Origin of the sequence: Photobacterium satsumensis (assembly GCF_050336935.1) — a bacterium.
Taxonomy (GTDB): domain Bacteria; phylum Pseudomonadota; class Gammaproteobacteria; order Enterobacterales; family Vibrionaceae; genus Photobacterium; species Photobacterium satsumensis.
This window is the reverse complement of record NZ_JAKJSK010000013.1, coordinates 134,961-161,200: the sequence shown is the minus strand read 5'-3', so window position 1 is coordinate 161,200 and position 26,240 is coordinate 134,961. Positions and strand designations below refer to the sequence as shown.

The window sequence follows — 26,240 nt, the reverse complement described above, 5'->3', positions numbered from 1 at the left end:
GTATTCGTTCCACTCAACGTGGCGATAACTGATCAGTTAACAGTATAGCGCTGGGCTTTATCTCGATAGCCACTGATCCGGTGCGGGGTGATCAGGTTACGCTCATGATCAAGCACATCACCACCAAGGCTATCAGCAATACGCTGAACAGTTTGCAACATGACGTTAAAGCTCTGATCTGCCCGACCAACCGCACAAGGGAGCATCAAATAAAACGCAACTCCCGGAGTTTCAAAGCTATCGCTACCGCCTTCTGGGAAATGTGCCGGATGTACCATATTGGTAACACTAAAGATAGCGGGCCCGGTACCAGCAGCATCGACATGACGATGGTAGACTGAGTTTTCACCAAAAATCAGGTGGTTTTGCTCAAAGGCATTGAATAAGCGGCTACCGCGGAATAACTCACCATTACGAGCATGGATATTCAGCACCAGGTAGTCAGGAGGAAGCACTTCGGCCTCCGCGGGTTGTTCTGGCGCTTCAACCGGCTCTTCGACGTCGAGGGTCGGTTCAACGGCAGGCTCAAACGCTACAGGTTCTACCCTTTCAGCTTTATTGGCAGTCTCAACTGGAGTAACAGTTTCAACAACATTTGTTGGCTCCGGGACTGATACAGCCTGCTCTGCCTCATTTAGGCTCGCTATGCGTTGAGCGGCTTGCTGAGCGTTTTCGATTGACTCGATGGATGCAGTTTCATGGAAAGCCACGTGCTCAGCACTTTCAACATTTAATACAGGCTCGACTTTTTCAGCCGCCTTATTAGCTGGCTGCTGGATAGGAGGCTGCGGCGCGATCGGCTCTTGCTTCACGGCTTGCGGCTCTGCTTGGACATGAGGCTGAGGTTCAGCAGGCGCAGTGATATCTGTAGGCGTTGGTGCCACCACATTTTCTACCGCGGGTTCTTCCATCGGTATGTGTTTGACCTCAGGCACAGGAGGCGCTTCACTCTGCGCAGGCGATGGAGTCGCTACACCTTGCCCATCCAACAGAGGATCAGCATCCAACTTTGCGCCAAAGTGCAATTCCGGCTCTTTCCTTTCTTGACGAGGCGCTTCCTCAGTCGCGATTTCAGAGCCAACGACCCTGACGCTACCGACACCATCCTTATCAAAACCTTCCGAATCTCGGGAAGCCTTGTTCAACTTACCCAGTGGCTTCTCACCAAATTTTGCAGGCTTTTCCTTCCGGCTGCTCCACAACCCGTGAAGCAACAACCCTGCAATAGCGAGCGCACCAACAATAATAAGAACCAGACGCAATTCCTGCATATGAATACTCTGAATTTACTTGTAACCCATAACGGGTAAATCAACATCTGGATTACATCCTCTGGCAAGCCAGCGTGTAACCTCAACTACTTAGCTTGGCACTTTTTATCACAACTTGACATGGCATTATGACAATAAAGTGCAAATTAAAAAGCCAACGACAGCCCTTCAGTGAAGTCGTTTACAACATTCAGTATGGACTTAACTTTACTCTAATGTATCAAAACTCAAATCAGAATGAGAAGGCGAATGTCGATATTCGTGCAAGATAGTGCTACCGAGCACAAAAATGAACAAGCTTTGACCGTTTTTGCCATCATCCAGCCAACTCTCAGCGGCGTTAATTTGCTTATAGCTATTAATCACCGTTACTATCATTGCCAACACTGATCACCAATGTATGTATTCTGATTACTTGCCAAGGAGCCTATATGCAATCATCCCGGCAGCCCCACCCCCAACTTACAGCCCCGTTGAGTGGTGCCGGTTATTTCTTTCGTGGTATTTCGCTGGCAACCCAGCCAGGCACACGACGCTTCGTGCTATTTCCTTTACTGATTAATATCGTGCTATTCGGTACGGCTTTTGGCTTGGTGCTAAGCCAGCTAGGTACATGGATTGACGGTTGGATGAATCAGCTGCCAAGCTGGCTCGACTGGCTTTCCTACCTACTGTGGCCATTGCTTGCCATTGCTACTTTGGTCACTTTCTCTTACATATTCAGTACGATTGCCAACTGGATTGCAGCGCCGTTCAATGGCCTACTTGCCGAACACCTCGAAGCCAAACTGACCGGCCAGAAGGCTCCTGATACCGGGATCGCAGGCGTCATGAAAGATTTTCCGCGGATAATGCACCGCGAGTGGATCAAACTAAAATATTACCTGCCTAAGGCTATCGGGCTGTTCATTTTGCTGTGGATCCCTGCCGTTGGCCAAACTGTAGGTCCTGTACTGTGGTTCTTGTTCAGTGCCTGGATGATGAGTATCCAGTACGCCGATTACCCGTTTGACAACCACAAAGTTCCTTTCACGACAATGCGCGACGCACTGAAAACCAAACGCGGCACATCATTGAGCTTTGGCAGTTTGGTCTTGATGTGCACCATGACCCCGATCGTCAATTTGTTCGTGATGCCGGTTGCCGTTTGTGGCGCAACCGCCATGTGGGTCGACCATTACCGCGAGCAGCATCGGAATTATTAAATTAGATCCTAGAGGCTAGATCCTGGTTCCTAGTTCCTGAAGCTAGGTTCTAGGTTCTAGGTTCTAGGTTCTAGGTTCTAGGTTCCTGCAGGCAGAATTTCAGACCGCATATTCTATAAAACTATGGCTTCTACCCTTCCCTGAGCCTATACCCGCTCATATGAAGGCTTACTCCTCTTGATCTTCCTAGGAACTAGGATCCAGCCCCCCATTTTCCCGCCCACTCTTGGAACCAGTTTCTCATTCCTAGTAGTCCCATATAACAATAAGATATAACTACAAATTACTTTGCAAACGACGTTTAGGGTTTATGCTTAACGTGTCTTATGTTTTTAAACGCGCTACGAAGGAACGACAACAATGAGCAAGATCTACGAAGATAACTCCCTGACAATTGGTAACACTCCGCTCGTTCGCCTAAACCGAGTCAGCAAAGGAAACGTACTGGCTAAAATTGAAGCCCGTAACCCGAGCTTCAGCGTGAAATGTCGCATCGGTGCCAATATGATTTGGGACGCCGAAAAGAAAGGTATTTTGAAAGAAGGTGTTGAGCTTGTTGAGCCAACAAGTGGTAACACAGGTATTGCTCTTGCGTTTGTCGCTTCTGCACGTGGTTATAAGCTAACTCTGACCATGCCGGAAAGCATGAGCCTCGAGCGCCGTAAGCTTCTTAAAGCATTGGGAGCAAACCTTGTTCTGACCGAAGCGCCGAAAGGTATGAAAGGTGCAATCGAGAAGGCTGAGGAAATTGTTGCCTCTAATCCTGACAAATATCTACTGCTCCAGCAGTTCAATAACCCTGCCAACCCTGAAATCCACGAAAAAACAACCGGCCCTGAACTTTGGGATGCGACCGAAGGCGAAATTGATGTATTCGTTTCAGGTGTGGGTACTGGTGGTACGCTGACTGGTGTTAGCCGCTTTATCAAGCAACAGAAAGGCAAAGCAATTACGACCGTTGCTGTCGAACCAACCGAGTCACCAGTAATCACCCAAGCGCTTAATGGCGATGAGATCAAACCGGCTCCTCACAAAATCCAAGGTATTGGTGCAGGCTTCATTCCAGGCAACCTCGACCTTGATTTAATCGACGAAGTTGAGCGTGTGAGCTCAGAAGACGCGATTGATATGGCACGCCGTCTGATGGAAGAAGAAGGTATCTTGGCGGGTATTTCTTCTGGTGCTGCAGTAGTAGCAGCAAATCGCATCGCCGAACGTCCCGAATTTGCAGGCAAAAACATTGTTGTTGTGCTACCAAGTTCAGGTGAGCGTTATCTATCAACAGCACTGTTTGCCGGTATCTTTACCGACAAAGAAACCCAACAGTGATCACACTTTTAGGTGTTACCACTCCAATTGCAGTCCAAAAGCCTCCCTCTGGGGGGCTTTTTTGTTGCATTTTGACCGTAGCTTTAATATAAATCCGGTGTGTTTTATTTCTAGCTTCAAAATAAAAGGTCAAAAAACCAACTGGCCGAGGTTAGAAAAGTGAGAAAAGTCACTAAAAATTGACTTGGATTAATCTCAAACACCGAACTGTTGGGTAGTTTATAATCCCAGTTAGCGAGCTTAGCGTAAACAGGTTAAGCTTACTTTCAGTTACGTTAATATTAAATAAATAATATCTATATCGGGGTGAAAAATGTATCAGAAGCAAGTTGAGATCACTGCAGAAAACGGTCTACACACTCGTCCAGCGGCTCAGTTCGTTAAAGAAGCAAAAGCTTTCGACGCTGACATCACAGTGACTTCAAACGGCAAAAGCGCAAGCGCTAAGAGCCTATTCAAGCTTCAGACTCTAGGTCTAGTAAAAGGCACAGTAGTAACTATCGCTGCTGAAGGTACTCAGGCTCAACAAGCTGTTGACCACCTAGTTGCTCTAATGGACGAACTGCACTAATACGCAGTCTGTTTATTACTTCCCCTAGTTTCAAGTATATTTTAAGGTAAGGCTATGATTTCAGGTATCCTGGCGTCTCCTGGTATTGCTTTTGGTAAAGCATTACTTTTGCAGGAAGAAGCGATTGTTCTAAACAAAGCGCCAATTACTGCGGACCAAGTTGAGAGCGAAATTCAGCGTTTCTTCGACGCTCGAAAAAAATCTTCTGAGCAACTAGAAGTTATCAAAGAAAAAGCACGTGTGACCTTCGGTGAAGAGAAGGAAGCCATCTTTGAAGGCCACATCATGTTGCTGGAAGATGAAGAGCTAGAAGAAGAAATCATAGCCTTCATTAAAGAAAACAATGCCTCTGCTGATCTTGCTATCTACAGCATTATCGAAGAGCAAGCGGCAACGCTTGAGTCATTGGATGATGAATACCTAAAAGAACGTGCAACCGACATCCGCGATATCGGTAACCGTTTTGTGAAAAACGCTTTGGGTATCAGCATCGTCAACCTAAGCGCTATCAATGAAGAAGTTATCCTAGTTGCTAACGACCTGACACCTTCTGAAACGGCGCAAATCAACCTAGATTACGTACTTGGCTTCATCACTGATATCGGTGGTCGCACTTCGCACACTTCTATCATGGCCCGTTCTCTAGAGCTACCTGCTATCGTAGGTACTAACGACATTACAGCTCAGGTGAAGAACGGCGATATGCTGATTCTTGATGCAATCAACAACAAGATTGTTATCAACCCATCTGACGCTGAAGTAACCCAATTCAAAGCGATCCGTGACGCAAACATTGCCGAGAAAGAAGAGCTAGCAAAACTGAAAGATCTGCCAGCTATCACCCTTGACGGCAAGCAAGTAGAAGTTTGCGGCAACATCGGTACAGTTAAAGACTGTGACGGTATTAACCGTAACGGCGGTGAAGGTGTTGGCCTTTACCGTACCGAGTTCCTATTCATGGACCGTGACGCGCTTCCTACCGAGGAAGAGCAGTACGCAGCTTACAAAGACGTTGCAGAAGCAATGCATGGCGAGCCAGTGATCATCCGTACTATGGATATCGGTGGTGACAAAGATCTACCGTACATGGATCTGCCACAAGAAATGAACCCATTCCTAGGCTGGCGTGCGGTTCGTATCAGTCTTGACCGCCGCGAAATCCTACGTGACCAGCTACGTGGTATCCTACGTGCATCAGCCCACGGCAAGATCCGCATCATGTTCCCGATGATTATCTCTGTTGAGGAAATCCGTGAACTGAAAGCTGCGATTGAAGAATACAAAGCAGAGCTTCGTGCTGAAAGCTTGGCATTCGACGAAAACATCGAAATCGGTGTAATGGTTGAAACACCTGCTGCAGCAGCAATCGCTCACCACCTGGCAAAAGAAGTTGAGTTCTTTAGTATTGGTACTAACGACTTAACCCAGTATACTCTTGCTGTTGACCGTGGTAATGAGCTGATTTCTCACCTTTACAACCCACTATCACCTGCAGTCCTAACAGTGATCAAGCAAGTTATCGATGCTTCTCACAAAGAAGGCAAGTGGACAGGTATGTGTGGCGAGCTAGCGGGTGATGAGCGTGCAACCCTACTACTTCTAGGTATGGGTCTGGACGAATTCAGCATGAGCGGAATTTCGATTCCACGCATTAAGAAGATTATCCGCAACGCTAATTTCGCTGATGTTAAAGCAATGGCTGAGCAAGCGCTTGCTATGCCTACTGCTGCTGAGATTGAAGCTCACGTAGAAAAATTCATCGCAGAAAAGACCATCTGCTAATATAGCTGCAGATAGAATAAAAACGCTTAGGAGCAACGATATGGGTCTGTTTGACAAATTGAAGAAGCTGGTTTCTGATGACAACACTGAAGCTGGTGCTATCGAAATCATCGCACCACTTTCTGGTGAAATCGTAAACATCGAAGATGTGCCAGATGTTGTTTTCGCAGAAAAAATCGTTGGCGACGGTATCGCTATCAAGCCTGCTGGCAACAAAATGGTTGCACCAGTAAACGGTACTATCGGCAAGATTTTCGAAACGAACCACGCTTTCTCTATCGAGTCTGACGACGGCATCGAGCTATTCGTTCACTTCGGTATCGACACTGTTGAACTGAAAGGTGAAGGCTTCACTCGCATCGCAGAGGAAGGCCAGACTGTTAAAGTTGGTGACACTGTTATCGAATTCGATCTAGCACTTCTAGAAGAGAAAGCGAAGTCAACTCTTACTCCAGTTGTTATCTCTAACATGGACGAAATCAAAGAGCTGAACAAACTTTCTGGCGCAACAACTGTGGGTGAAACTCCAGTTCTTCGCATCAAGAAGTAAGATTGTTTCAATCTTTGCCAAAAGCGCTGCCCTCGGGCGGCGCTTTTTGTTTATGGGAAGATCCTGGGTCCTGAGTCCTGAGTCCTGAGTCCTGAGTCCTGAGTCCTGAGTCCTGAGTCCTGAGTCCTGAGTCCTGAGTCCTGGAGGTAGCACTCACTACACACTCAATAACTATCAAGCTCTTTCTTTTGCTTTTCCTCGGTCCAAGGACCTGCTCTTCCTAGGGCCGCCTTTCATAATCTTCTAGAAACAAAAAAATCCCCGATCAAGGATCGAGGATTTATCATTTTCTCTGGTTCTTCTTTTGCTCTTCCCAGGAACTAGGATCCAGAACCTAGGAACTCAGTTTCTATAGCGAATTAAGCACTTCTACCGATGGTGCGAAGAAGTAGGCACCGGTTACGGCGGTGGTGAAACGCAATAGCTGATCGGTTTTGCCGTCTGTGTGGCCGTACATGCTCTCTAGCATCGCTTTGAAGTTATGCTGAGTGTGGCAGTATGCTATGAACAACAAGCCGTGATCGCCGCTTACAGAGCCATATGGCAAGCTATGGCGAACAATCTTCAGTCCCTTGCCTTCTTCTTTGATATCAACACGACCAACGTGTGAGGCTGCCGGAACATCTTCCAGTTCAATAGAGTCAGGCTTGGTACGGCCTACCACTTTCTCCTGTGCCTGGATATTCAAGCGATTCCAAGCCGGTAGGTTGTGGACAAAGCGCTGCAGCATCACAAAGCTACCACCAGCAAAGTCACCCTCTTTGATCAGTGCAACATCCTGGCGCGACTCTAGCGTTTTCGGATTCTCGGTGCCATCAACGAAGTCGGTCATATCACGTGAATCAAGGTACTTGAAACCGTAGGTTTCATCCAAGACCTCGACATGCTCTGCAATAGGCGAAATAAACTGGCGCAGTAGGTAGAAATTCAAGTCATGGCGGCTTGAGTTAAGGTGCAGCAAGACATCGCCACCAGTAGCTGGTGCAGTCACTTGACCTTCACCTAACGCTTCGAAATCATCAAATTCAGCTGGAGTACCTTTTTCCAGCGACGTCCAGAATGCTTTACCGAACGCAATACTCGCCCGCAGCTCAGCACCCGGCTGCTGGCTGTTGATCTCATCAACCAGAGTGTGAACTTGCTGACAGCGCTCTACAAGCACCTTGGTGTCACCTGTTGCCTTCATGACAACATACAATGCAAATGGTCCTGCTTCAGGCAAAATCAAAGGTTGTGCCGTAGCCATATTTTTCTCCTAACTTATTATCGTCACTGATACCCAAACGGCTTAGGTATACAGCATTATGATGTTCAAAGTATAACGAGAATAATTCATGAAAAATTGATCATTGTCAGCAGAGCGGGATTACACGCTACAAATCAATAGGGTAAATGTGTATATCGTCAGCGGTTATATCAACTATTACAGATTCTTACTCACCCTTCCGCCACATAGAACGATTATAAAATCGCTGAAAAGCTCTGAATTGTTCAATTTGTGTCTACTTTGACCTGCTATGCTGGGGTAAAATTTATACAAGCACAACACATTAGCTAAAACCAATAATAAGGATAAGATCATGGAAACGGGTTCATCATCATTTCCGACCAAAGACGTAGCAGGCACCCTATATCAGGCCAAACAAACCCAAAAACTGATTGATACCCACCAGTCAAGTGCGAACAAGTTTGAAGACGATCCGAAAAAAGATCCTGACACTGTTGTTATCTCGGCCGACAACAAAGCACAAACCCAAGAAGACCGCTTGATCATCAAGAAAAAAGTGGCTGATGCTATTGATGATCACCGCCCCAACAAGCCTGACTTCTATAGCCAAAACATTACCCCCGATCCGGGGACTGGCAGCGGCAATGTGCTCGACACTGCAGTTTAAGTCTTTTTAACCTACAGACAGCAAAAAGCCCGCAAATCGCGGGCTTTTTAATATGGCAAGATAGCGTTTAGTACTTATACCGATGTCACTTCTACCTGAAGCTTCACTTGCTGATCACCGCTGTTATCCAGCCCTTCAAACTTGGTTGGAGCATTCAAGCCGGTAGATAACGTTGGCGACACCAGTGTCCGCCAGCCGCCGTCATCAAGCCGTTCCTGGACCTTGAACGCGATCTTGACTTCTTCCGCGGAGACTTCCAATAGCTCGGCACTGCCGACTAACTCTCGGCTGCTTTCATCACTATCAAAGCTGCTACCAAAGAAGACAGTCTCTTCTCCTGGCAGTAATGACAGCGAAGTATTCACCGACTGGGTGCTACCAGAGGCACCAGTCAGTTCAAAATTCACATCTAATAGCCAATCGGCCATGGCTAACGGGCTTAGCAGTGCGCTGAACAGCACCAACCCTTTACCCCAATCATTCATCGTACTTACCTCTCTACGGGCTTGTCTGCAAATGTATTTCTGACCCTAGAGCTTCTAAGCAGGTACCCTCCAAGCCAGAATGTCAGCAGCAGGCTGACCGCTCGGGTCCAGCTGAAGGCCCCATGGGTCAACATCAGCTGATACATTTGCAAAACACAATCTGTTGTATAAGTCAGCAATAGGATCCCTTTCCCGTGCTGCCATATTAAATTTATTAATTTTTTATTTTTGTGTCGGTATCCAGCCATCCACATATAGATAAGTGCAGGAAGGCCCAACAGCATTGCCAGATATAAGTTATCTCGCAACGGATACAAAATCTCCAAGACTTGGGCTCCTTGCTGGCGGCTTGCGCCCGCCATCACAAAAATCACCCACCCCTTGGCACTGAACAACCAGCAAAGCCACAACATGGCTGACGGTTTCAACAAGCCATGCTTGTCGAAGGCTTCTATCGGATATAACACTTACTTTCCCCGCTTCTCACTGCTTAGTGTGCAATGGAGGTTTAACCATGGTATTTCAACAGCCAATTTCACCTTTGGCTGTGACGGCCATGATTTTATCTTCGGGAGCCGATATAACAACACTGTTCAGAACTAGGGATACCTTAATCTATCTGCCCACAACTACCACCCGAAGTGGTAATTTCTGTGGTTCAACGCACTATTTGGGAGTTCATCTTGTAGGAAGGATCACATTTTGTGGGATGAGAAAGACTAATTTTCTAGTTTTATTACAGAAATCACATCAGGAATAAATATGCTCACTTTCTAATGATTTACAGGAATATCTATTAATATTCATCATGTTAATGGATATTATAACAAAAACAGACCTGTTCATTCTTTATTCAGGTGATGTAAGATTCCTACCTCTTTCGAAGGATGAAAATGACAGAGATGTGCGAATTGATGTTGCTGACGGTATAATCTCGCCAAAGAAAATGATGGATCGGACTAACGATGGTAAACAAGAAAACCCAAGGGACCCCGTCCCCAGAAACCCAAGCAGAAGCAATGAAGATCGCTCGTTCAACCCAGAAGCCTGGGCAAACCAAAGAACAAACTAAACTGATAGCCCAAGGGATCCAGCACGGTATCGAGCAATACAAAAAACAACAAAAAGCCAAAGCGCGTGAACGCGATAAGCTACGCAAGAAGCAAACGAGGGATAGAGCCCAAGACATTGAGCCCACGACTGCAGAACCGACAGCGCCGCAGCAGGAGGTCGCAAACAAACAGTCTTGGTTGCCTTGGTTATTGCTGGTTGCCTCTTGGCTTGGCTTTATTGGTTACCTTCAACTCAGTTAAATCTGACAAGGACTCACGGATGATTGAACAACATCGTTTTCGCTTTATTCCCTTAGTGGCCATGCTAGGCATGCTGTCTGGGTGCGGCAGCCCAGACTCGGCTTCTTATCACGATACAATTAGAGTAAACCAGCCCTGTGGGGAAAAGCCTAACTGCGTCAGTACTGCCGATACCCGAGAGGCGCACAATTTGTCACCGTTCGAACTGAGCCATAAAGGCCTTGAGCAATGGAAACACATTGAACAGTTGGCTCTTTCTCTGCCAGGAGCCTCCCTCGCTAGCAAGACAGACGATTATTTCCGGGTGGAATGTACCAGCAAGATCTTCCGGTTTGTTGATGATTTCGAGGTCAAAAAACAGGCCAACCAGCTTGTTGTCCGCTCCGAGTCCCGTACCGGCTATTCCGATTTCGGTGTGAATCGCGACCGTGCTGATAGCTTTCGGATGATGCTGGAGAAGGAAGGGTATCTGAGCAACAAATAGCAATAATCCCTAGAACCTCAAGGTTTTTATCGATAGGGTAAAAATACCATTGCAAATAATTCTCATTTAGATCTAAAATCAAACAGTAGTCTGATGGAGGATCACAATGAGCATTGCCAGTTACTTGTTGTTCGGGGTTTTAGGTTTGCTGACTATGTTATTGGTTCAGGGGTTTGAAGCCGGCTTGCTATTGCTGGACTCTGCTGACTGCTCAGCCCTCATAGGCAACTTCACGTCTTGGCTGCTCATTGACAGCATCTGGTTAGCCCTGATTGCTATCGGCCTGTACTACCAGCAAGCAATAAAAAAGCCATGCGATTAAGCATGGCTTTCATTTATCGAGGGCTGGGTACGCCTCTAGATATTTTTATCCTTACCCAACGACAATAGCATGATACAAATCACAGCTACAGCCGCGAAGCCAGACAGGATAATAACAGGCATGGCCGCATAGCCCAGTACATGCCAGAAGATGGATTCTAATGTACTCATTGTTTCTCCTTATCCGAAGCTTACTGCCAACCTTCAATGTCTTTCATATCAGGCAGTTTATGGGCAATACCCTTATGACAATCTACACAGGTCTTATCACCTGATGCTAGAGCCGTTGAGTGCTGTTTTGCACTTCGACTGCCCTGCTCGGAGAAATCCATGTATTCGAACTCGTGACAGTTACGGCACTCCTGCGAATCATTTTCTTTCATCCTGTGCCATTCCCGGTTAGCAAGATGACCCCGCCGCTCTTCGAACTTCTCTTGGGTGTCAATGGTACCGATTGCATGGGCCACCAGCTCTTTCGATGCCTGTACCTTACGAACGATTTTATCTGTCCAGTTATGTGGTACGTGACAGTCTGAACAAATTGCACGGACACCCGAACGGTTTGAGAAGTGAACCGTTTCACGGATCTCTTTCACGATCGGTGCGTGACAGCCAGCACAGAACTCTTCAGTGTTAGTTGCTTCCATACCGGTGTTGAACGCGCCCCAGAACAGCAAGCCGCCCAGAAAGCCCATAAAAAGCACCAGACCCACTGCGACCTTACTTGGTGAGGAAAACCTACGCCAAAAGGTTTTTAACATTTTCATTGATAGCCTCTCTTTAAACTGGCTAATTAACGCAGTGCGTCGACACGCTCAAAATCATTCTCAACCAACGGCTTAGCGTCAGCTTGTGGCACATGGCACTGAAGACAGAAGTAGCGAGCCGGTGACACATCGGACAGTACCTGCCCTTCACGCGGGGACTGGTAGTGCGTTACGCTGATCTTGGTAGCGCCCATTTCATTGGCATTTTTCCAGCTATGGCAAGCCAGACATTTGTTCGCATTCTTCGACACTTCGTAGTTACGGATCGTGTGTGGTACCAGCGGTGGCTGGTACACGTAATCGCTATCGATCGTACCTTGGTCACGAGGGTAGCGCTTCATTGGATCCGCAGCACGGGTGGCTTCCAGCTCGCTGGCACCACGCAATGACTCTAGGCCACCGATGCCACCTGGGTTTTGCAGCTCTTCTGCACTATGAACAGCACCGGCCAGCATCATGCCCACAGCCATTACTGCTAGAACTAATCGTTTCATTGTATTCTCCGCCTACAGGCTAAATCAGGTCAAGGTAGGGCTGTCCGACATACAGCCAGACAACCAACCTCTTCAATTTGCAGCTATTTATACTTTGGTGATCTTAATTGGACACTTCTTGAAATCCGTCTGCTTTGACAGCGGATCGGTCGCATCCAGAATCAGCTTGTTCACCAAAATACGCGCATCAAAGAATGGGACGAAAACCAAGCCAACAGGTGGACGGTTACGGCCACGCGTTTCTACGCGACAACGTACTTCACCACGGCGAGAGGCAAGCAGTACTTCATCACCGCGACGTAAGCCACGCGCCTGTGCATCATCAGGGTGGATATAACACACCGCATCCGGTACTGCTTTGTATAGCTCAGGAACACGGCGAGTCATGGTGCCTGTATGCCAGTGCTCAAGTACACGACCAGTACATAGCCACATATCGTATTCTTTATCAGGCATTTCTGGTGCTGGCTCAAACGGTGCAAAAATAATGTCCGCCTTGCCGTCTGGCTTACCGTAGAAACGGAAACCTTCACCTTTAGGTACATATGGATCATGACCTTCAGCAAAACGCCACTGGGTTTCTTTGCCGTCAACCACCGGCCAGCGTAAGCCTCGTACTTTGTGGTAAGTATCGTAAGGTGCTAAATCGTGCGCCTTACCACGACCAAATGCGGCATACTCTTCAAATAGGCCTTTCTGAACGTAAAAACCTTGAGCTTGCGCATCGTCATTCAAAGGCTGAGTTTCAGACAGTGGGAACTTATCAACCTGGCCATTCTTGAACAGCACATCGTACATAGTTTTGCCGCGGTACTGCGGTGCTTTCGCTAGCAGCTCTTCACCCCATACTTCTTCAACGGTGAAGCGCTTGGAGAACTCCATGATCTGCCATAAGTCAGATTTTGCCTCGCCTTGGCTTTCTACCTGCTGGTACCACACCTGGGTACGGCGCTCGGCGTTACCGTAAGCACCTTCTTTCTCAACCCACATTGCGGTTGGCAAAATAAGGTCAGCAGCCTGTGCCGTGGCGGTTGGGTAAGGGTCTGAACATACAATGAAGTTTTCAGGGTTACGGTAACCCGGTAAACGTTCTTCGTTAATGTTCGGGCCTGCTTGCATGTTGTTATTACACATTACCCAGTAAGCATTCAGCTTACCGTCTTTCAACATGCGATCTTGAAGTACAGCGTGGTAGCCTGGTTTTGGTGGAATTGTGCCTTCAGGCAATTTCCAGATTTTCTCAGCAACTGCACGGTGCTTAGGATTAGCAACCACCATGTCAGCAGGAAGACGGTGGGCAAACGTACCAACTTCACGCGCGGTACCACACGCTGAAGGCTGACCCGTTAGCGAGAATGGGCTGTTACCTGGCTGAGAGATCTTACCGGTTAGCAAGTGAATGTTATAAACAAGGCTGTTCATCCACACACCACGAGTGTGTTGGTTCATGCCCATGGTCCACAGTGACATCACTTTGGTCTTTGGATCGGCGTACTGTTTGGCCAACTCAATCAGCTTCTCTTGTGATACACCTGACATCTCAGAGGCTTTTTCGACCGTGTATTCAGCAACAGAGGCTTTATACTCGTCGAATGTCATTGCATGCATCGCACCAGAGTTAGCATGTTTCGCTTTCTGCTGCAGTGGATGTTCATCACGCAGACCATAGCCGATATCGGTTTCAGCACGCTTGAAGTTGGTGTGCTTGTTCACAAACTCCCAGTTAACCGCATCATTCTGGATGATGTAGTTCGCGATGAAGTTTGCAATCGCAAGGTCAGTTTGTGGTTCGAAAATCATACCGTTATCAGCCAGCTCAAACGAACGGTGGTAATAGGTAGACATCACATTCACTTTGACATGCGGATTACTTAAACGACGGTCAGTAATACGCGTCCATAGCACAGGGTGCATTTCAGCCATATTTGAACCCCAAAGCACGAATGAATCCGCATTTTCGAAGTCGTCGTAACAACCCATTGGCTCATCAATACCAAAGCTACGCATGAAACCAACAACCGCAGATGCCATACAGTGGCGGGCATTCGGATCAATGTTGTTAGAACGGAAACCCGCTTTCATCATTTTTGATGCTGCGTAGCCTTCCATTACAGTCCACTGACCAGAACCAAACATACCCACACCAGAAGGACCTTGCTTCTTCAGGGCCTCTTTCCATTTCTCAGCCATTACATCGAATGCTTGATCCCAAGATACTGGCTGGAAGTCGCCGTCTTTAGCATATTTACCATTCTGCATACGCAACATTGGCGTTTGCAGACGATCCTTGCCGTACATGATCTTCGACAGGAAGTAGCCTTTAATACAGTTCAAGCCCTTGTTTACTGGAGCTTCAGGATCACCCTGTGTAGCAACAACGCGACCATTCTGCGTACCGACAAGTACTGAACAACCCGTACCACAAAAACGACAAGGCGCTTTATCCCACTTAATTTTGGTTTCGTCAGAACTAACGATTAAGTTAGTTGCTGATGCTGGAAGCGAGATCCCCGCCACAGCTGCTGCCGATGCAGCGGCGTTTGCCTTCACAAACGCGCGTCTTGTCATTTTCATGAATCATCCTCAGATTGCGAGTCGAACTGTTCGATTTGGTGATACACCAAAAAAGTGGTTAAAACGTGTTCTAAATTATTTATTTTATCTATTGTGTCAGTCACATAGCCCTGATTTTCAGTTTCCAGAACCACGATGACCTTCCCTTCTTCACTGTCGCCGTATATTTCTGCATTCGGCATTGCTTCGATCTGCTCTTTAACAGAGGCCAGATACTCCGGCTTTACATGAACAACCAAGCTGGATATGTGTACTTCTTGTAATGCCATTGCTAATTCTCTTCGTTATTGTGATTCACCATGGTGATCGCCGATGCCGGGCATACCGACACACACGCGCCACATCCTGTGCAGGTTGACGTATCCAGTTCAGGCCGGGCGACACCGCCCACTTGTAGCCTGAACCGGATAGCCATTACCTCACACGCATCGCCGCAGCTTCGGCACTCAATATTCTGGTAGGCAAGGCAACCCTCATTAACTTGCGCCACCAAAGGCCATGGCTGCTCTGATTTCGGCTGGAACAAAGGCTCGGGACAAGCTTCGGCACAGCGGTAACAGAATGTGCATTCACCATGCTGAAAGTCGACCGCGGGAAACCCGCCGTCGCTTTTGGCAATAATTTGTGTTTCACACGCGTTGATACACTTGTTGCACCGGGTACAGGTATCGGTGAATGTTTCTTCATCCACCACCCAGGGCATTCGCTGCAGGTCAGGCTTGCGACGCCGTGTCAGTAACCGACGACGGGAGCGATCAAACATTGACTCAGTCCTTCGTAAAATATTATTAATAAAAATAGTGATTACGGGCAGCAGCTTGGCTATAAAAGCAAGGTGTACCAATAAACAGTTTGAATGATTTACAACAAATAATCACAAGCTGTCATTTTTTTACACGACAAGTGTAAATCCCGTAATAAATGCTTAAATACCTAGTAAGGGCTAATTAGGGGCTAAATTTGTCTTGGATCAATAAATTCAAATGCGCGCCCTCTCAATATAAAAAAGCCAAGTTTTCTTTAGGGCGGCTAACATTTATTCCAATAGCATTGAAAATCGCCAGCCCATCTATTGAATATAGACCAGAAATAAAAAGAAAAACGCTTTCTCTTTATCTTTAAGATAACGATTTAAAAGGAAAATTTGTGAAAAATAGGCCTCTAAAGCCCGTCACCACAACGATTGCCAGAGCCATGCTAGCAATCTTGCTTCTTTCTGTGGTCACAACCAGCTTCGCCCTGCTGACCTTAGCGTCAAGCTTGAATGATGCTGAAGCGGTGAATGTCTCCGGTTCATTGAGGATGCAAAGCTACCGGTTAGCCTATGATATCCAGACCCAATCCCCCCACCTCAACGCGCATTTGGATATGTTCGAGAAATCGTTATTCTCGCCGTCCATGGCGGCTCTGGATCACTGGACAGTACCAACCAATATCAAGATGCACTACTACAACTTGATTGGCCGTTGGGAAGATTTACACCCCTTGCTACAAAATGGTAATGAGCAGCTATTTCTCAGCGAAGTCGTCAATTTTGTCGACAGGATCGACCAATTTGTCTACGAGTTACAAGAGTTTTCCATCATCAAATTGCAGGTTCTTTCGATCGTTGGTGGTCTTGGCTTGAGTTTGATCCTGATTGCCGCCCTGTTCACCATCCATTTTACCCAGCGCAAAATCGTCACCCCGCTCAACCAAATGGTGACGGCCAGCGAACAGATACAGGAAGGGAAATTCGACCTCACCCTCGATGTCAAAAGTGATAATGAATTGGGGATCTTAGCCGGTACCTTCACTACCATGGCGGCAGAGCTCGGCAAGCTTTACCGCAACCTGGAAATGAAAGTCGATGAAAAAACCCGCCGCCTGCGCCAAGCCAATGACTCGCTACAGGTGCTGTATGATTGCTCGCAAGAGTTATCGCAAAGCCGCCTAAGCACAAAAAACTTTGCTGTCATGCTCGATACCCTGCTTGATATTGAAGGCCTGACCGCCGCCAAGCTGATCATCGAAGAAAGCAGTGGCAATAATACCGAAATCATCTCCGGCAAACCGTCTGGCAATAACTGGCATTACCATGATCTAGAACTCGACGGCCAAGTTCTCGGGCAGTTGTGGTGGCAAGACACCCTGCCATGTCCAGATAAGAACTTGATTGAAAACCTTTCCCATACGTTGGCTCGGGGGATCTACTACAACCGAGCTCAGAAACAGTCGGAACAATTATTATTGATGGAAGAGCGAGCAACGATAGCACGTGAGTTGCACGACTCTCTTGCCCAATCACTGTCTTATCTCAAAATCCAAGTGGCCTTGCTAAAAAGGCAGCTAGGTCAAGGAGATCAGATCCAGACCAAGGCCATCATCAGCGACATAGATAAAGGGCTGTCCGGGGCTTATACCCAGTTAAGGGAACTACTAAGTACCTTCCGCCTCACAATCAAAGAAGCAAACTTTGGTGAAGCGTTGGTAGAAATGCTAAAACCATTAGAAGAGCAGAGTAATGCATTACTGATCATTGATAACCAACTGTCATCGCTAAGTCTTGATGCCCATCATCAGGTACACTTGCTGCAATTGATCAGGGAAGCAGTACTTAATGCGATAAAACATGCACAGGCAGATGAAATCATCGTCACCTGCCAGCAGGAGTTGGACACAGTAACGATCAATATCAGCGATGATGGAATAGGCTTTGACCCGGCCAATGAAAAACTCAATCATTATGGCCTAGCAATTATGACCGAACGGGCTTCGCGCCTATTCGGTACTCTGGAAATCAATACAACCAAGGGGACAGGCTGTGAAATCACTCTTCAGTTTCAGCCTGAATTCCAAGGATAATAATATGACGTGTTGGAAAATTATGATTGTTGATGATCACCCTTTGATGCGTAGGGGGATCAGCCAACTTCTCAGCTTTGAAAGCGACTTCGAAATGGTTGGCGAAGCAAGCAACGGGGCTGATGCGGTGTTACTTGCTCAGGAAAAAGAGCCCGATCTCATCCTGCTTGACCTGAATATGAAAGGCATGTCAGGTCTCGATACCCTCAATGCCATGCGCGCAGAAGGGATCCAAGCCCGTATTGTCGTGCTGACGGTGTCTGACAGTCGCTCAGATGTAAAAGCACTGGTCAATGCCGGTGCCGATGGCTACCTGCTTAAAGATACCGAACCAGACCAGCTTATTGCCTTGCTGAAACAAGCGATGTGTGGCGGTCAGGCCTTTAGTGATTTGGTCCGCGAGTACTTGGCCGACAGCACCGAGCAGGACTCCCTGCTTGACACCCTGACGGATCGGGAAATGCAGATCCTAAAAGAGGTGGCAAAGGGGTATCGCAACAAGCAAATTGCCGATAACCTGTTCATTTCTGAGGCGACCGTTAAGGTTCACATGAAGAGTTTGCTGAAAAAACTCCAAGTGAAGTCAAGAACTGCCGCCACGGTGCTTTATCTGGAATCACAGGGGCAATAATGGGCAACGCGAGACCACTATTCATATTACTATCCGGTCTCGCATTGGCAGGCTGCAGTACAACGCCACTGTTAGAGACAGCCAATGATATCGAGCTGACTTGGGATAGCAATGATGTGTCCAACACCTGCCAAAGACGGGGAACGCTAATTGGTTCCCAGGGCAGCTGGTACAACTATTGGTTCATCAGTGACAGGGATCTGACCCAAGGTGCATTGAACCAGCTTCGTAACCAAGCCCACTACCTTGGCGCCAACAGGGTCTCGTTATACAGCCCACCGGACTTCTCGACCTCAGTGACATTAATCGGTAATGCTTACTACTGCGAAGACGCTAAATAATAAAAAAACCGCACGAATGCGGTTTTTTTATTAACACGATACAGAAGAGATAATATCCCTTTCTTTCGATTCAACCCAACTGACATCAAACGGCCCCCAGTCACTGAGCTGGTAATAGCCATCGTTATGGCGCTTGCCGTCTTGGACAAAAGCCAATTCAATGCCAAACCCAGGTAGGGCTTTAAGTACATCCTGAATAGTACGACGTGGCCAACCGGTAATTTCAATCAGCTTAGGAACATTGGGACGATCTAGCTGCTCAACAAGCAGAGCAAGATAAAGACGACGGGCAAAAACCGGATTCAATTCCATTGAGACCTCCATAATTTGAGGTTTTCATTATTCCGACTTCTGCCCGCAGGGTGTTGAGTTTGATCAATATGAGGGAGGATTTCCCTGTATTGGTCGTTATTTTCGGTGATAGAGGTCACAAAGTTTAAGAACTTGTCATTCCAGATACAAAAAATACATGTTTAAACAACAACTTGAAATATCACACAAAAACACCAAACTCTCTGGGTCTTAGCCGAAACCAGCATTGCCCCTCACCTCAACCACCACTAACACGCTGAATTAAAAACTATAACCGGCTGTGACCATAAATACCCATGGGTCGATATCGGTACTGATCTTCTGAGCTTCGCCACCCGCATTAAATTTCACATCAGTGCTGATGTCGGCATACCAGACAGAAGCACCGAAGAACCAGTTATCTTTTACCTGGTAATCGATACCTACATTGGCTGCGAGACCCCACGAATCTTCCAATTTCAAATCACTCAGACCAGCCCCCTCTCCTGCGCCATTAAAATCTTCATTGAAGAACGTGGTGTAGTTCACGCCGGCACCGACGTACGGACGAAACTTGCTACTGCTATCCATAAAATAGTACTGCAGCATCAGCGTCGGTGGCAGGTGTTCAACTTCAGCGATATCACCCGCGCTATTCAAGGACACCTTGTGCCTGAATGGCGTCGCCGCCAGCAGTTCAACACTGATATTGTCTGTCAGCATGTAACCCACGGTGATACCCAACTGGGTGTTTGAGCCAATGCCAAACTCACCCAGCCCAAGCACGTCATCACTGCTCTCGTTCGGTACGACTGTCGCGGTGCCGGCACGGAACAAGATGTCACCTTGCTTATGAGCCATAGCCTGAGGGGTTGCCACCATTGCGGCTAGGATAGCGACGGTATATAGATTCTTTTTCATTATTATTGACTCCATTCCTTTTGAATCCCGGTAAGGGGAAAAATTGGGCTTCATGTTAAGCGGGCAAAATGTAACCATTTAGAAACACAATCGTATTGATTGAAATCAATTTATAAAAATTAGCAACAACAAATAACTTTTGATACAGATCAATTACTTATATAGCGTTCATCAAAGATCCCTTCTGATGTCGGAAAATGTCACTCCCCCTACCCAAAAAGAAATTTATACCTCACAAAAAAGGCTCTCGCAGGTACTGTTGCACAAACCTGACGAACACTTTTTTACCCGCCCTAAATATGCCCACTATTGCCTATACATATTCATCCCCCACTCTGTCTCCTATACTCTTGCAATCCACTACCCATTCGCCTCGACCTCTAAGGTACCGAGCTATAAGGAGCGGCTATGACCCCGGCATTCTGGTGCATTATCGTCATGATACTGATTAACTATTTGCTGGCAGGCGTCGGAGGATGGCTGACGGTCCGCCAAACCGGTAAGCTCGATATCAACCAACCACGCCTCCAAGACCGTGAACTCACCGGGGCTGCTTCTAGGGTAAAAGCGGCCCAGGCCAATGGCTGGGAAATCCTATCGGTATTCTCCAGCTGTGTGTTTATCGCCCACCTAGCGGGTGTCCCGGCCCATGAATCAGCCCTGCCCGCTTATCTATTTATTATCAGCCGGGTACTCTATTTCATTTGCTACGCCTTCAAGCTCAGCCCCTGGCGCACCATCGTCTTTGTGCTTGGGATCTTGGCCAATATGTGGCTGATTAAACTGGCTATCGACTATGGCAGCTGAAGCCGTTGCACCCCCCGCCTATTCCCGCTATAAAGGGAGACCAAGTTCACAAAAAAAGTCAGCCAGAATAACTATGAGTACAATTGCTTACGGCATCAAAAATTGCGACACCATCAAGAAAATGAAGAAGTGGCTAGAAGCCGAAAATATTGAATACACCTTCCATGACTACCGCGCCAACGGCCTGGACCGTGGCATGCTAGAGCAGTTTGAAGCCGAGCTAGGTTGGGAAGCCATGGTCAACAAGCGTGGTACCACTTACCGCCAGCTGAGCGACGAGCAAAAAGCCAGCCTGAACCAGCAAAGCGCTATTGAGCTGATGCTGGAATACCCAGCGATGATCAAACGCCCGCTGCTGGTTCACAACAGCGGCTACCACTTGGGCTTCAAGCCTGCCCAGTACCAAGAAATTTTCCAAACAAACTAAGGAAGGATACAAGGATGTCAGATAGCCCGGTTCTCGCCCTGGCGAAAGACTTTATCAGCCGTCAGTCAGTGACCCCTGAAGATGCTGGCTGCCAGGACGTGATGATTGAACGCCTGGAAAAGCTCGGTTTCAAAATTGAAACCATGGTATTCGAAGATACCACCAACCTTTGGGCACGTCGCGGCACGGAAGCGCCGCTGTTTGTCTTTGCCGGCCACACCGATGTCGTACCAGCGGGCAACCTCGACAAATGGCATACCGCCCCTTTCGAGCCAACCATTATCGATGGTTACCTCCACGGCCGAGGAGCGGCCGATATGAAAGGCTCATTGGCCTGTATGATTGTGGCTATCGAACGCTTCTTGGCAGAGAACCCAGATCACAAAGGCTCTATCGCCCTGTTGATCACTTCAGATGAAGAAGGCCCTTTCATCAACGGAACCACCCGTGTCATTGATACGCTGGAAGCCCGTAATGAAAAAATCGATATGTGCATTGTCGGCGAGCCATCAAGTACCCATGCCGTGGGTGATGTGGTTAAAAATGGCCGCCGTGGCTCGATCACCGGTGATGTGAATATCAAAGGCACCCAAGGCCACGTTGCCTACCCGCACCTTGCCGATAACCCGGTTCACCGTGCCATGCCGGCATTGGCCGAGCTGGCTGCGACAACGTGGGACAACGGTAACGCCTACTTCCCGCCGACCAGCTTCCAAATCGCCAACTTATCTGCCGGAACCGGCGCATCGAATGTGATCCCGGGGGAATTCCATGTTCAGTTCAACTTCCGGTTCAGTACCGAGCTGACTGTCGATGATATCAAGCGCAAGGTCCACTCTGTGCTTGATGCCCACGGGCTTGATTACGATCTGGCCTGGACCTTCAGCGGTCACCCGTTCCTAACCGACGAAGGTACGCTGCTAAAAGCGGTGGTCGAAGCAATTGAAGAAGTAAACCACAAAAAACCAGAGCTGCTGACCACTGGCGGTACCTCTGATGGCCGCTTCATTGCCCGCACCGGTGCACAGGTTATCGAGCTAGGCCCAGTCAACGCAACCATCCACAAAGTGAATGAATGTGTGAAGGTGGCGGATCTGGAAAAACTCACCGATATGTACCAAAAAGTGATGGAAAAAGCCCTTTAATGGTTAACCACCCAAGCAAAGCCCGGCAGCATACCGCCGGGCAACTTACCGGGCAAGAAACCAGCCATCTGGTCTCATTGAACCCTGATGGTGGGCACCCTTATATCCACCAGCTAATGCTCCCGGCTTTTCAGGCGTTAAAAGAGGCTGCCAACGCGGCTGGCTTTGATCTTCAGCTCGCCAGTGCCTTTCGGCCATTTGAGCGCCAGTTACTGATTTGGAACAACAAGTTTTCCGGCAAGCGACCACTGCTCGATAGCAATAGCCAACCACTCGATCCCACTCCCCTCAATGAGCTTGAGAAAATACATGCGATTATGCGCTGGTCAGCCCTACCCGGTGCGAGCCGCCACCACTGGGGGACCGATATCGATGTATACGCAGCAAACTGTCTGCCAGAAGGTACGCAGCTACAACTCGAGCCCTGGGAGTATGCAAGCGGTGGCCACCAAGCCGAGTTTAGCCAGTGGCTAAAGGCCAATATGACCGCCTTCGGATTCTACCTTCCCTATGCAGACGATCGCGGTGGCGTGGCGTGTGAGCCTTGGCATATCAGCTACTTCCCAGTTAGCAAATATTTACTTTTACAGCTCACGCCAGACCTGCTCAAGCGCACACTTAGCCAATCAGAGCTTGCAGGAAAGTCGCACATACTGGAAAACCTTGATAGTCTCTATAGTAGGTACATAGAGAATATCTGTGAGGTGTAAATGGAATGGCTACTCAACCCGTGGGTTATCAGCATCATTGTCGTCAGCGTGGTGGTCGGTAACATTGCGGCGCTGAAATACACCGCTAACATGAAATTTGGCTACAAGGACAAAGTCAAATACATGTACGATAAAAGTCGGCGCGAGCAAGAACTCGACGAGTTAATCGAAAAACAAACCGCCAACGATAAAAACCAAGAGCTAAAAAACCTCAAAAACCACACATAAAAAAACGAGAGCATCACGCTCTCGTTTTTTATATCTAATCAATCTGAAACAAAGCTATTTGGAACAGTGAGTTCTAAATTACTTGGTTTCATGTGATTCAGCATGCCATTGAGACCTAAGACAAACTTGCTAGAACAAAGAGCAAGCGCGGAGTTTACGATAGTAAATGAACACTACTCAACTCTGTCATCATTGCTTGTTGTTTTATCTAAGTCAGTTCATGTGAGAACCAAAAGGAAGCGCGGAGTTTACGAACGTAAATGAGCACTTCCGATGCAGTTATCGCATTAACTGGCGACGATAAATCAATTAAGCTCGTGGGAGGTAGTCGGCAATACCAACCCACTTATAGCTTGTCAGCTCTTCCAGCCCCATCGGGCCACGGGCGTGCAGTTTCTGGGTCGACACGGCAACCTCTGCGCCTAGGCCAAACTGCGCGCCGTCGGTAAAGCGGGTCGATGCATTGACATAAACCGCTGCAGAACCTGCGGCATTGACGAAACGCTCTGCCGCCATCAGGTCATTGGTCATGATGGCATCGGAATGGCTGGCGTTGTGCTTGCGCATGTGGGCAATGGCTTCTTCCACATCTTTGACGATTTTGATCCCTAGGGTGAAGCTCAACCATTCGGTGTCGTAATCACCTTCGGCGACACGGCGCAGGCTTGCGGCTTTCCCTTCAAGTAGCTCGTAGGCATTCTCGTCAGCGACCAGGTCAACATTGCTCGCATTCAAGCGCTCAGTCAGGCGAGGCAAGAAAGCTTCAGCGACCTTCTCATGGACTAGCAGGGTATCGAGGGCATTACAGGCCGACGGGCGCTGCACCTTCGCGTTTTCTACCACATCCAGCGTGCGCGAGAGATCAGCCGAAACATCAACATAGACATGGCTGATACCGAAGCCACCAATGATCACAGGGATAGTGCTGTTTTCCTTACACATTTTGTGCAGGCCAGCTCCACCGCGCGGGATGATCATATCGACATACTGATCCATCTTCAGAAGTTGCGATACCAACTCACGGTCTGGTTTTTCTATGTACTGTACCGATGCTGTTGGCAGGCCCGTTTTCTCGAGGGCAATTTGGATCACTTTAACCAGTTCCATATTGGAGTGGAACGTCTCGCGACCACCACGAAGGATACTGGCGTTACCCGTTTTCAGGCACAGGGCAGCGATATCGATAGTCACATTCGGGCGAGCTTCATAGATAACACCCACCACACCTAGCGGTACGCGACGGCGGCTCAGGCGCATGCCGTTTTCCAGCACTTTGCTGTCTAGCTCTGCTCCTACTGGATCATTTAGGCTGATCACGTTGCGGACATCATTGGCAATACCAGCCAAACGCTCGGCATTGAGTAGCAAGCGATCGACTAGCGCATCAGTCATACCGGCTTCTTTAGCCGCTGCGATATCTTTGGCGTTGGCCGCCAAAATCACGTCTTGGTTTGCTTCTAGCTCATCGGCAATCACAGCCAAGGCACGGTTTTTCTGTTTTGTTGCTGCCGTTGCTAGTTCAAAGGCCGCCTGTTGCGCCGCTTGGCCCATCAGTTCAAGATTCATGTTCTTTTCCCTTACGTTTCAATACGTGTTAGATGACTACCAAGTCGTCACGGTGTACAGCAACTGGGCCATATTCATAACCCAACACCTGATAAATATCTTGGCTATGCTTGCCGGCAATTTTGGCAAGATCATGGCTGGAGTAACGACTGATCCCGCGAGCAAGCAGTTCGCCTTGGGTGTTGAAAATCCGCGCCACTTCTCCGCGCTCGAACTCGCCTTTCACCTCGGTGATCCCTTTCGACAGCAGGCTGCTTCCGCGCTGCTGCACAGCAACCGCTGCACCTTGGTCGATCACGATATCTCCAGCGGGTGGAGGGCCGGCCAAAATCCAACGTTTACGGCTTTCCAGCGGTGATTCCAGCGGCAAGAAACGGGTGCCAACGGAAATACCTTGGGCCAAATCGGCCACCACATCAGGACGGCTGCCGGCAGCGATGATCACTTCAATACCCGCACGACGTGCAACATCAGCCGCCTGCAGTTTAGTTGCCATGCCGCCGGTACCAAGACCACCTACACTGCCACCAGCGATCTTACGTAAGGTTTCATCAATAGTATGGACTTCACGGATCAACTCTGCGTCAGGGTTGTTGCGAGGATCGGCTGTAAACAGGCCAGGCTGATCAGTAAGCAGCAATAGCTTATCGGCACCCGCCAAGATACCGACCAATGCCGAGAGATTGTCGTTATCACCCACCTTGATCTCCGTGGTGGCAACAGCATCATTCTCGTTCACAACCGGGATAATACCGTTATCCAGCAGGGCAACAATCATATCGCGGGCATTAAGGTAACGCTCGCGATCATCGAGATCCGCGCGGGTTAGTAGCATCTGCCCCACATGCAGGCCATAGATACCGAACAGGCTTTCCCACTCTTGGATCAAGCGGCTCTGACCAACAGCTGCCAATAATTGCTTGCTAGCCATGGTTTTGGGCAGTTCGGGGTATCCTAAATGTTCACGGCCGGCGGCAATCGCGCCTGATGTCACGATAATGACCTTGTGGCCCTGACGGCGCAACTGTGCGCACTGACGAACCAGTTCAACCATATGGGCACGATCCAGCTTAAGTGTTCCACCGGTCAATACGCTGGTACCCAGCTTGACAACGATAGTCTGTGAACTGTGCCTAACCTCTTGGTTTTGAGACCCGTTTTTCGAGCCTACGGTTACCAAGTCCTTGCTTTGTACATTTAGGATATTTGTCTCTGCCATGGGGATAAAACAAAAAGAATAAGTAGAATGATGTTGTATCAATACCCTTTATAAATCACAAGAAAAATG

Annotated in this window: 31 protein-coding genes; 17 read left to right on the top strand and 14 right to left on the bottom strand. The window is 48.1% G+C overall.

Translation table 11 applies throughout. The features are described from left to right. Positions 1 to 32 precede the first annotated feature (32 nt). Positions 33 to 1,271: a cell division protein ZipA gene (zipA, locus tag L4D79_RS23870; RefSeq protein WP_428655131.1), complete on the bottom strand. Its 1,239-nt coding sequence runs from the start codon at positions 1,269 to 1,271 to the stop codon at positions 33 to 35. Between the two features lie 431 nt (positions 1,272 to 1,702). On the opposite strand from zipA, the gene cysZ reads away from it, so the two are divergent. The 5 genes from cysZ to crr all read left to right on the top strand — a co-directional run bounded on the left by cysZ (position 1,703) and on the right by crr (position 6,708). Next, positions 1,703 to 2,476, top strand: coding sequence for a sulfate transporter CysZ (gene cysZ, locus L4D79_RS23865; RefSeq protein ID WP_428655129.1), 774 nt, complete (start codon positions 1,703 to 1,705; stop codon positions 2,474 to 2,476). A gap of 360 nt (positions 2,477 to 2,836) precedes the next feature. Next, positions 2,837 to 3,805 (top strand): cysteine synthase A, encoded by a 969-nt coding sequence (gene cysK / locus L4D79_RS23860; protein ID WP_428655127.1) that lies wholly within the window; start codon positions 2,837 to 2,839, stop codon positions 3,803 to 3,805. A 313-nt stretch (positions 3,806 to 4,118) separates the two neighbouring features. Continuing rightward, positions 4,119 to 4,376, top strand: coding sequence for an HPr family phosphocarrier protein (locus L4D79_RS23855; protein WP_107350620.1), 258 nt, complete (start codon positions 4,119 to 4,121; stop codon positions 4,374 to 4,376). A 54-nt stretch (positions 4,377 to 4,430) separates the two neighbouring features. Continuing rightward, on the top strand, positions 4,431 to 6,158 hold the full coding sequence (gene ptsI / locus L4D79_RS23850) for a phosphoenolpyruvate-protein phosphotransferase PtsI (protein WP_428655125.1): 1,728 nt from the start codon (positions 4,431 to 4,433) through the stop codon (positions 6,156 to 6,158). Positions 6,159 to 6,198: 40 nt separating this feature from the next. Beyond that, positions 6,199 to 6,708, top strand: coding sequence for a PTS glucose transporter subunit IIA (gene crr, locus L4D79_RS23845; RefSeq protein WP_428655123.1), 510 nt, complete (start codon positions 6,199 to 6,201; stop codon positions 6,706 to 6,708). 349 nt (positions 6,709 to 7,057) lie between these two features. Here crr and L4D79_RS23840 read toward each other — a convergent pair whose 3' ends face one another. Beyond that, positions 7,058 to 7,954 (bottom strand): Dyp-type peroxidase, encoded by an 897-nt coding sequence (locus tag L4D79_RS23840; protein ID WP_428655121.1) that lies wholly within the window; start codon positions 7,952 to 7,954, stop codon positions 7,058 to 7,060. 334 nt (positions 7,955 to 8,288) lie between these two features. Here L4D79_RS23840 and L4D79_RS23835 point away from each other — a divergent pair, with 334 nt between their 5' ends. Next, positions 8,289 to 8,603 carry a hypothetical protein gene (locus tag L4D79_RS23835; RefSeq protein ID WP_428655119.1) on the top strand — a complete coding sequence of 105 codons (315 nt, stop codon included), beginning with the start codon at positions 8,289 to 8,291 and terminating at the stop codon, positions 8,601 to 8,603. 74 nt (positions 8,604 to 8,677) lie between these two features. Here L4D79_RS23835 and L4D79_RS23830 read toward each other — a convergent pair whose 3' ends face one another. After that, positions 8,678 to 9,088 carry a hypothetical protein gene (locus L4D79_RS23830; protein WP_428655116.1) on the bottom strand — a complete coding sequence of 137 codons (411 nt, stop codon included), beginning with the start codon at positions 9,086 to 9,088 and terminating at the stop codon, positions 8,678 to 8,680. Positions 9,089 to 9,093: 5 nt separating this feature from the next. Further along, complete coding sequence (locus tag L4D79_RS23825; protein WP_428655114.1) at positions 9,094 to 9,555, bottom strand: DUF2919 domain-containing protein; 462 nt, start codon at positions 9,553 to 9,555, stop codon at positions 9,094 to 9,096. 498 nt (positions 9,556 to 10,053) lie between these two features. On the opposite strand from L4D79_RS23825, the gene L4D79_RS23820 reads away from it, so the two are divergent. The 3 genes from L4D79_RS23820 (at position 10,054) to L4D79_RS23810 (ending at position 11,207) form a co-directional block, all read left to right on the top strand. Beyond that, positions 10,054 to 10,401 (top strand): DUF2956 domain-containing protein, encoded by a 348-nt coding sequence (locus L4D79_RS23820; protein WP_428655112.1) that lies wholly within the window; start codon positions 10,054 to 10,056, stop codon positions 10,399 to 10,401. A gap of 61 nt (positions 10,402 to 10,462) precedes the next feature. Next, positions 10,463 to 10,885, top strand: a complete 423-nt coding sequence (locus L4D79_RS23815) for a DUF1499 domain-containing protein (protein ID WP_428655196.1) — start codon at positions 10,463 to 10,465, stop codon at positions 10,883 to 10,885. Between the two features lie 106 nt (positions 10,886 to 10,991). Then, complete coding sequence (locus L4D79_RS23810) at positions 10,992 to 11,207, top strand: hypothetical protein (RefSeq protein WP_428655110.1); 216 nt, start codon at positions 10,992 to 10,994, stop codon at positions 11,205 to 11,207. A 35-nt stretch (positions 11,208 to 11,242) separates the two neighbouring features. Here the strand turns inward: L4D79_RS23810 and L4D79_RS23805 are convergent, their stop codons facing one another. From L4D79_RS23805 to napF, 6 genes are all read right to left on the bottom strand, one after another. Then, positions 11,243 to 11,377 carry a TIGR02808 family protein gene (locus tag L4D79_RS23805; protein WP_107350611.1) on the bottom strand — a complete coding sequence of 45 codons (135 nt, stop codon included), beginning with the start codon at positions 11,375 to 11,377 and terminating at the stop codon, positions 11,243 to 11,245. Between the two features lie 20 nt (positions 11,378 to 11,397). After that, the gene (locus L4D79_RS23800; RefSeq protein ID WP_428655108.1) at positions 11,398 to 11,973 is read right to left on the bottom strand and encodes a NapC/NirT family cytochrome c; all 576 of its coding nucleotides are present in this window, start codon (positions 11,971 to 11,973) and stop codon (positions 11,398 to 11,400) included. 26 nt (positions 11,974 to 11,999) lie between these two features. Continuing rightward, positions 12,000 to 12,467 carry a nitrate reductase cytochrome c-type subunit gene (locus tag L4D79_RS23795; protein ID WP_428655106.1) on the bottom strand — a complete coding sequence of 156 codons (468 nt, stop codon included), beginning with the start codon at positions 12,465 to 12,467 and terminating at the stop codon, positions 12,000 to 12,002. A gap of 87 nt (positions 12,468 to 12,554) precedes the next feature. Further along, a complete protein-coding gene (gene napA / locus L4D79_RS23790) occupies positions 12,555 to 15,041 on the bottom strand; it encodes a periplasmic nitrate reductase subunit alpha (RefSeq protein ID WP_428655104.1) in 2,487 nt (828 codons plus the stop codon). After that, positions 15,038 to 15,310, bottom strand: a complete 273-nt coding sequence (locus tag L4D79_RS23785; RefSeq protein WP_428655102.1) for a chaperone NapD — start codon at positions 15,308 to 15,310, stop codon at positions 15,038 to 15,040. Before L4D79_RS23785 ends, napA begins: the two co-directional genes overlap by 4 nt. A 2-nt stretch (positions 15,311 to 15,312) precedes the next feature. Continuing rightward, on the bottom strand, positions 15,313 to 15,804 hold the full coding sequence (gene napF, locus L4D79_RS23780) for a ferredoxin-type protein NapF (protein WP_428655099.1): 492 nt from the start codon (positions 15,802 to 15,804) through the stop codon (positions 15,313 to 15,315). A 383-nt stretch (positions 15,805 to 16,187) separates the two neighbouring features. On the opposite strand from napF, the gene narQ reads away from it, so the two are divergent. Genes narQ through L4D79_RS23765 form a run of 3 tightly spaced genes read left to right on the top strand, consistent with a single transcriptional unit; the run spans position 16,188 to position 18,857 of the window. Next, entirely contained in the window at positions 16,188 to 17,885 is a 1,698-nt protein-coding gene (narQ, locus tag L4D79_RS23775; RefSeq protein WP_428655097.1) for a nitrate/nitrite two-component system sensor histidine kinase NarQ, read from the top strand. A gap of 4 nt (positions 17,886 to 17,889) precedes the next feature. Further along, positions 17,890 to 18,516, top strand: a complete 627-nt coding sequence (locus L4D79_RS23770; protein ID WP_428655095.1) for a response regulator — start codon at positions 17,890 to 17,892, stop codon at positions 18,514 to 18,516. Then, the gene (locus L4D79_RS23765) at positions 18,516 to 18,857 is read left to right on the top strand and encodes a DUF4156 domain-containing protein (protein ID WP_428655093.1); all 342 of its coding nucleotides are present in this window, start codon (positions 18,516 to 18,518) and stop codon (positions 18,855 to 18,857) included. The genes L4D79_RS23770 and L4D79_RS23765 overlap by 1 nt, the downstream gene beginning before the upstream one ends. Before the next feature lie 30 nt (positions 18,858 to 18,887). Here L4D79_RS23765 and L4D79_RS23760 read toward each other — a convergent pair whose 3' ends face one another. Then, a complete protein-coding gene (locus L4D79_RS23760) occupies positions 18,888 to 19,169 on the bottom strand; it encodes a winged helix-turn-helix domain-containing protein (protein WP_107350603.1) in 282 nt (93 codons plus the stop codon). Positions 19,170 to 19,430: 261 nt separating this feature from the next. Then, positions 19,431 to 20,069, bottom strand: a complete 639-nt coding sequence (gene ompW / locus L4D79_RS23755; protein ID WP_428655090.1) for an outer membrane protein OmpW — start codon at positions 20,067 to 20,069, stop codon at positions 19,431 to 19,433. A 408-nt stretch (positions 20,070 to 20,477) separates the two neighbouring features. Between ompW and L4D79_RS23750 the strand changes: the two genes are divergently transcribed. The 5 genes from L4D79_RS23750 (at position 20,478) to L4D79_RS23730 (ending at position 23,386) form a co-directional block, all read left to right on the top strand. After that, entirely contained in the window at positions 20,478 to 20,876 is a 399-nt protein-coding gene (locus tag L4D79_RS23750) for an MAPEG family protein (RefSeq protein WP_428655088.1), read from the top strand. Positions 20,877 to 20,949: 73 nt separating this feature from the next. Continuing rightward, on the top strand, positions 20,950 to 21,303 hold the full coding sequence (locus tag L4D79_RS23745; protein WP_428655085.1) for an ArsC family reductase: 354 nt from the start codon (positions 20,950 to 20,952) through the stop codon (positions 21,301 to 21,303). A 14-nt stretch (positions 21,304 to 21,317) separates the two neighbouring features. Then, a complete protein-coding gene (dapE, locus tag L4D79_RS23740) occupies positions 21,318 to 22,448 on the top strand; it encodes a succinyl-diaminopimelate desuccinylase (protein WP_428655083.1) in 1,131 nt (376 codons plus the stop codon). After that, positions 22,448 to 23,158 carry a M15 family metallopeptidase gene (locus tag L4D79_RS23735; protein ID WP_428655080.1) on the top strand — a complete coding sequence of 237 codons (711 nt, stop codon included), beginning with the start codon at positions 22,448 to 22,450 and terminating at the stop codon, positions 23,156 to 23,158. The genes dapE and L4D79_RS23735 overlap by 1 nt, the downstream gene beginning before the upstream one ends. Next, entirely contained in the window at positions 23,159 to 23,386 is a 228-nt protein-coding gene (locus L4D79_RS23730) for a DUF2897 family protein (protein ID WP_428655078.1), read from the top strand. Positions 23,387 to 23,695: 309 nt separating this feature from the next. On the opposite strand, the gene L4D79_RS23725 is transcribed toward L4D79_RS23730, so the two are convergent. Beyond that, a complete protein-coding gene (locus tag L4D79_RS23725) occupies positions 23,696 to 24,952 on the bottom strand; it encodes a glutamate-5-semialdehyde dehydrogenase (RefSeq protein ID WP_428655076.1) in 1,257 nt (418 codons plus the stop codon). A gap of 28 nt (positions 24,953 to 24,980) precedes the next feature. Next, entirely contained in the window at positions 24,981 to 26,171 is a 1,191-nt protein-coding gene (proB, locus tag L4D79_RS23720; RefSeq protein ID WP_428655074.1) for a glutamate 5-kinase, read from the bottom strand. Between the last annotated feature and the right edge of the window lie 69 nt (positions 26,172 to 26,240).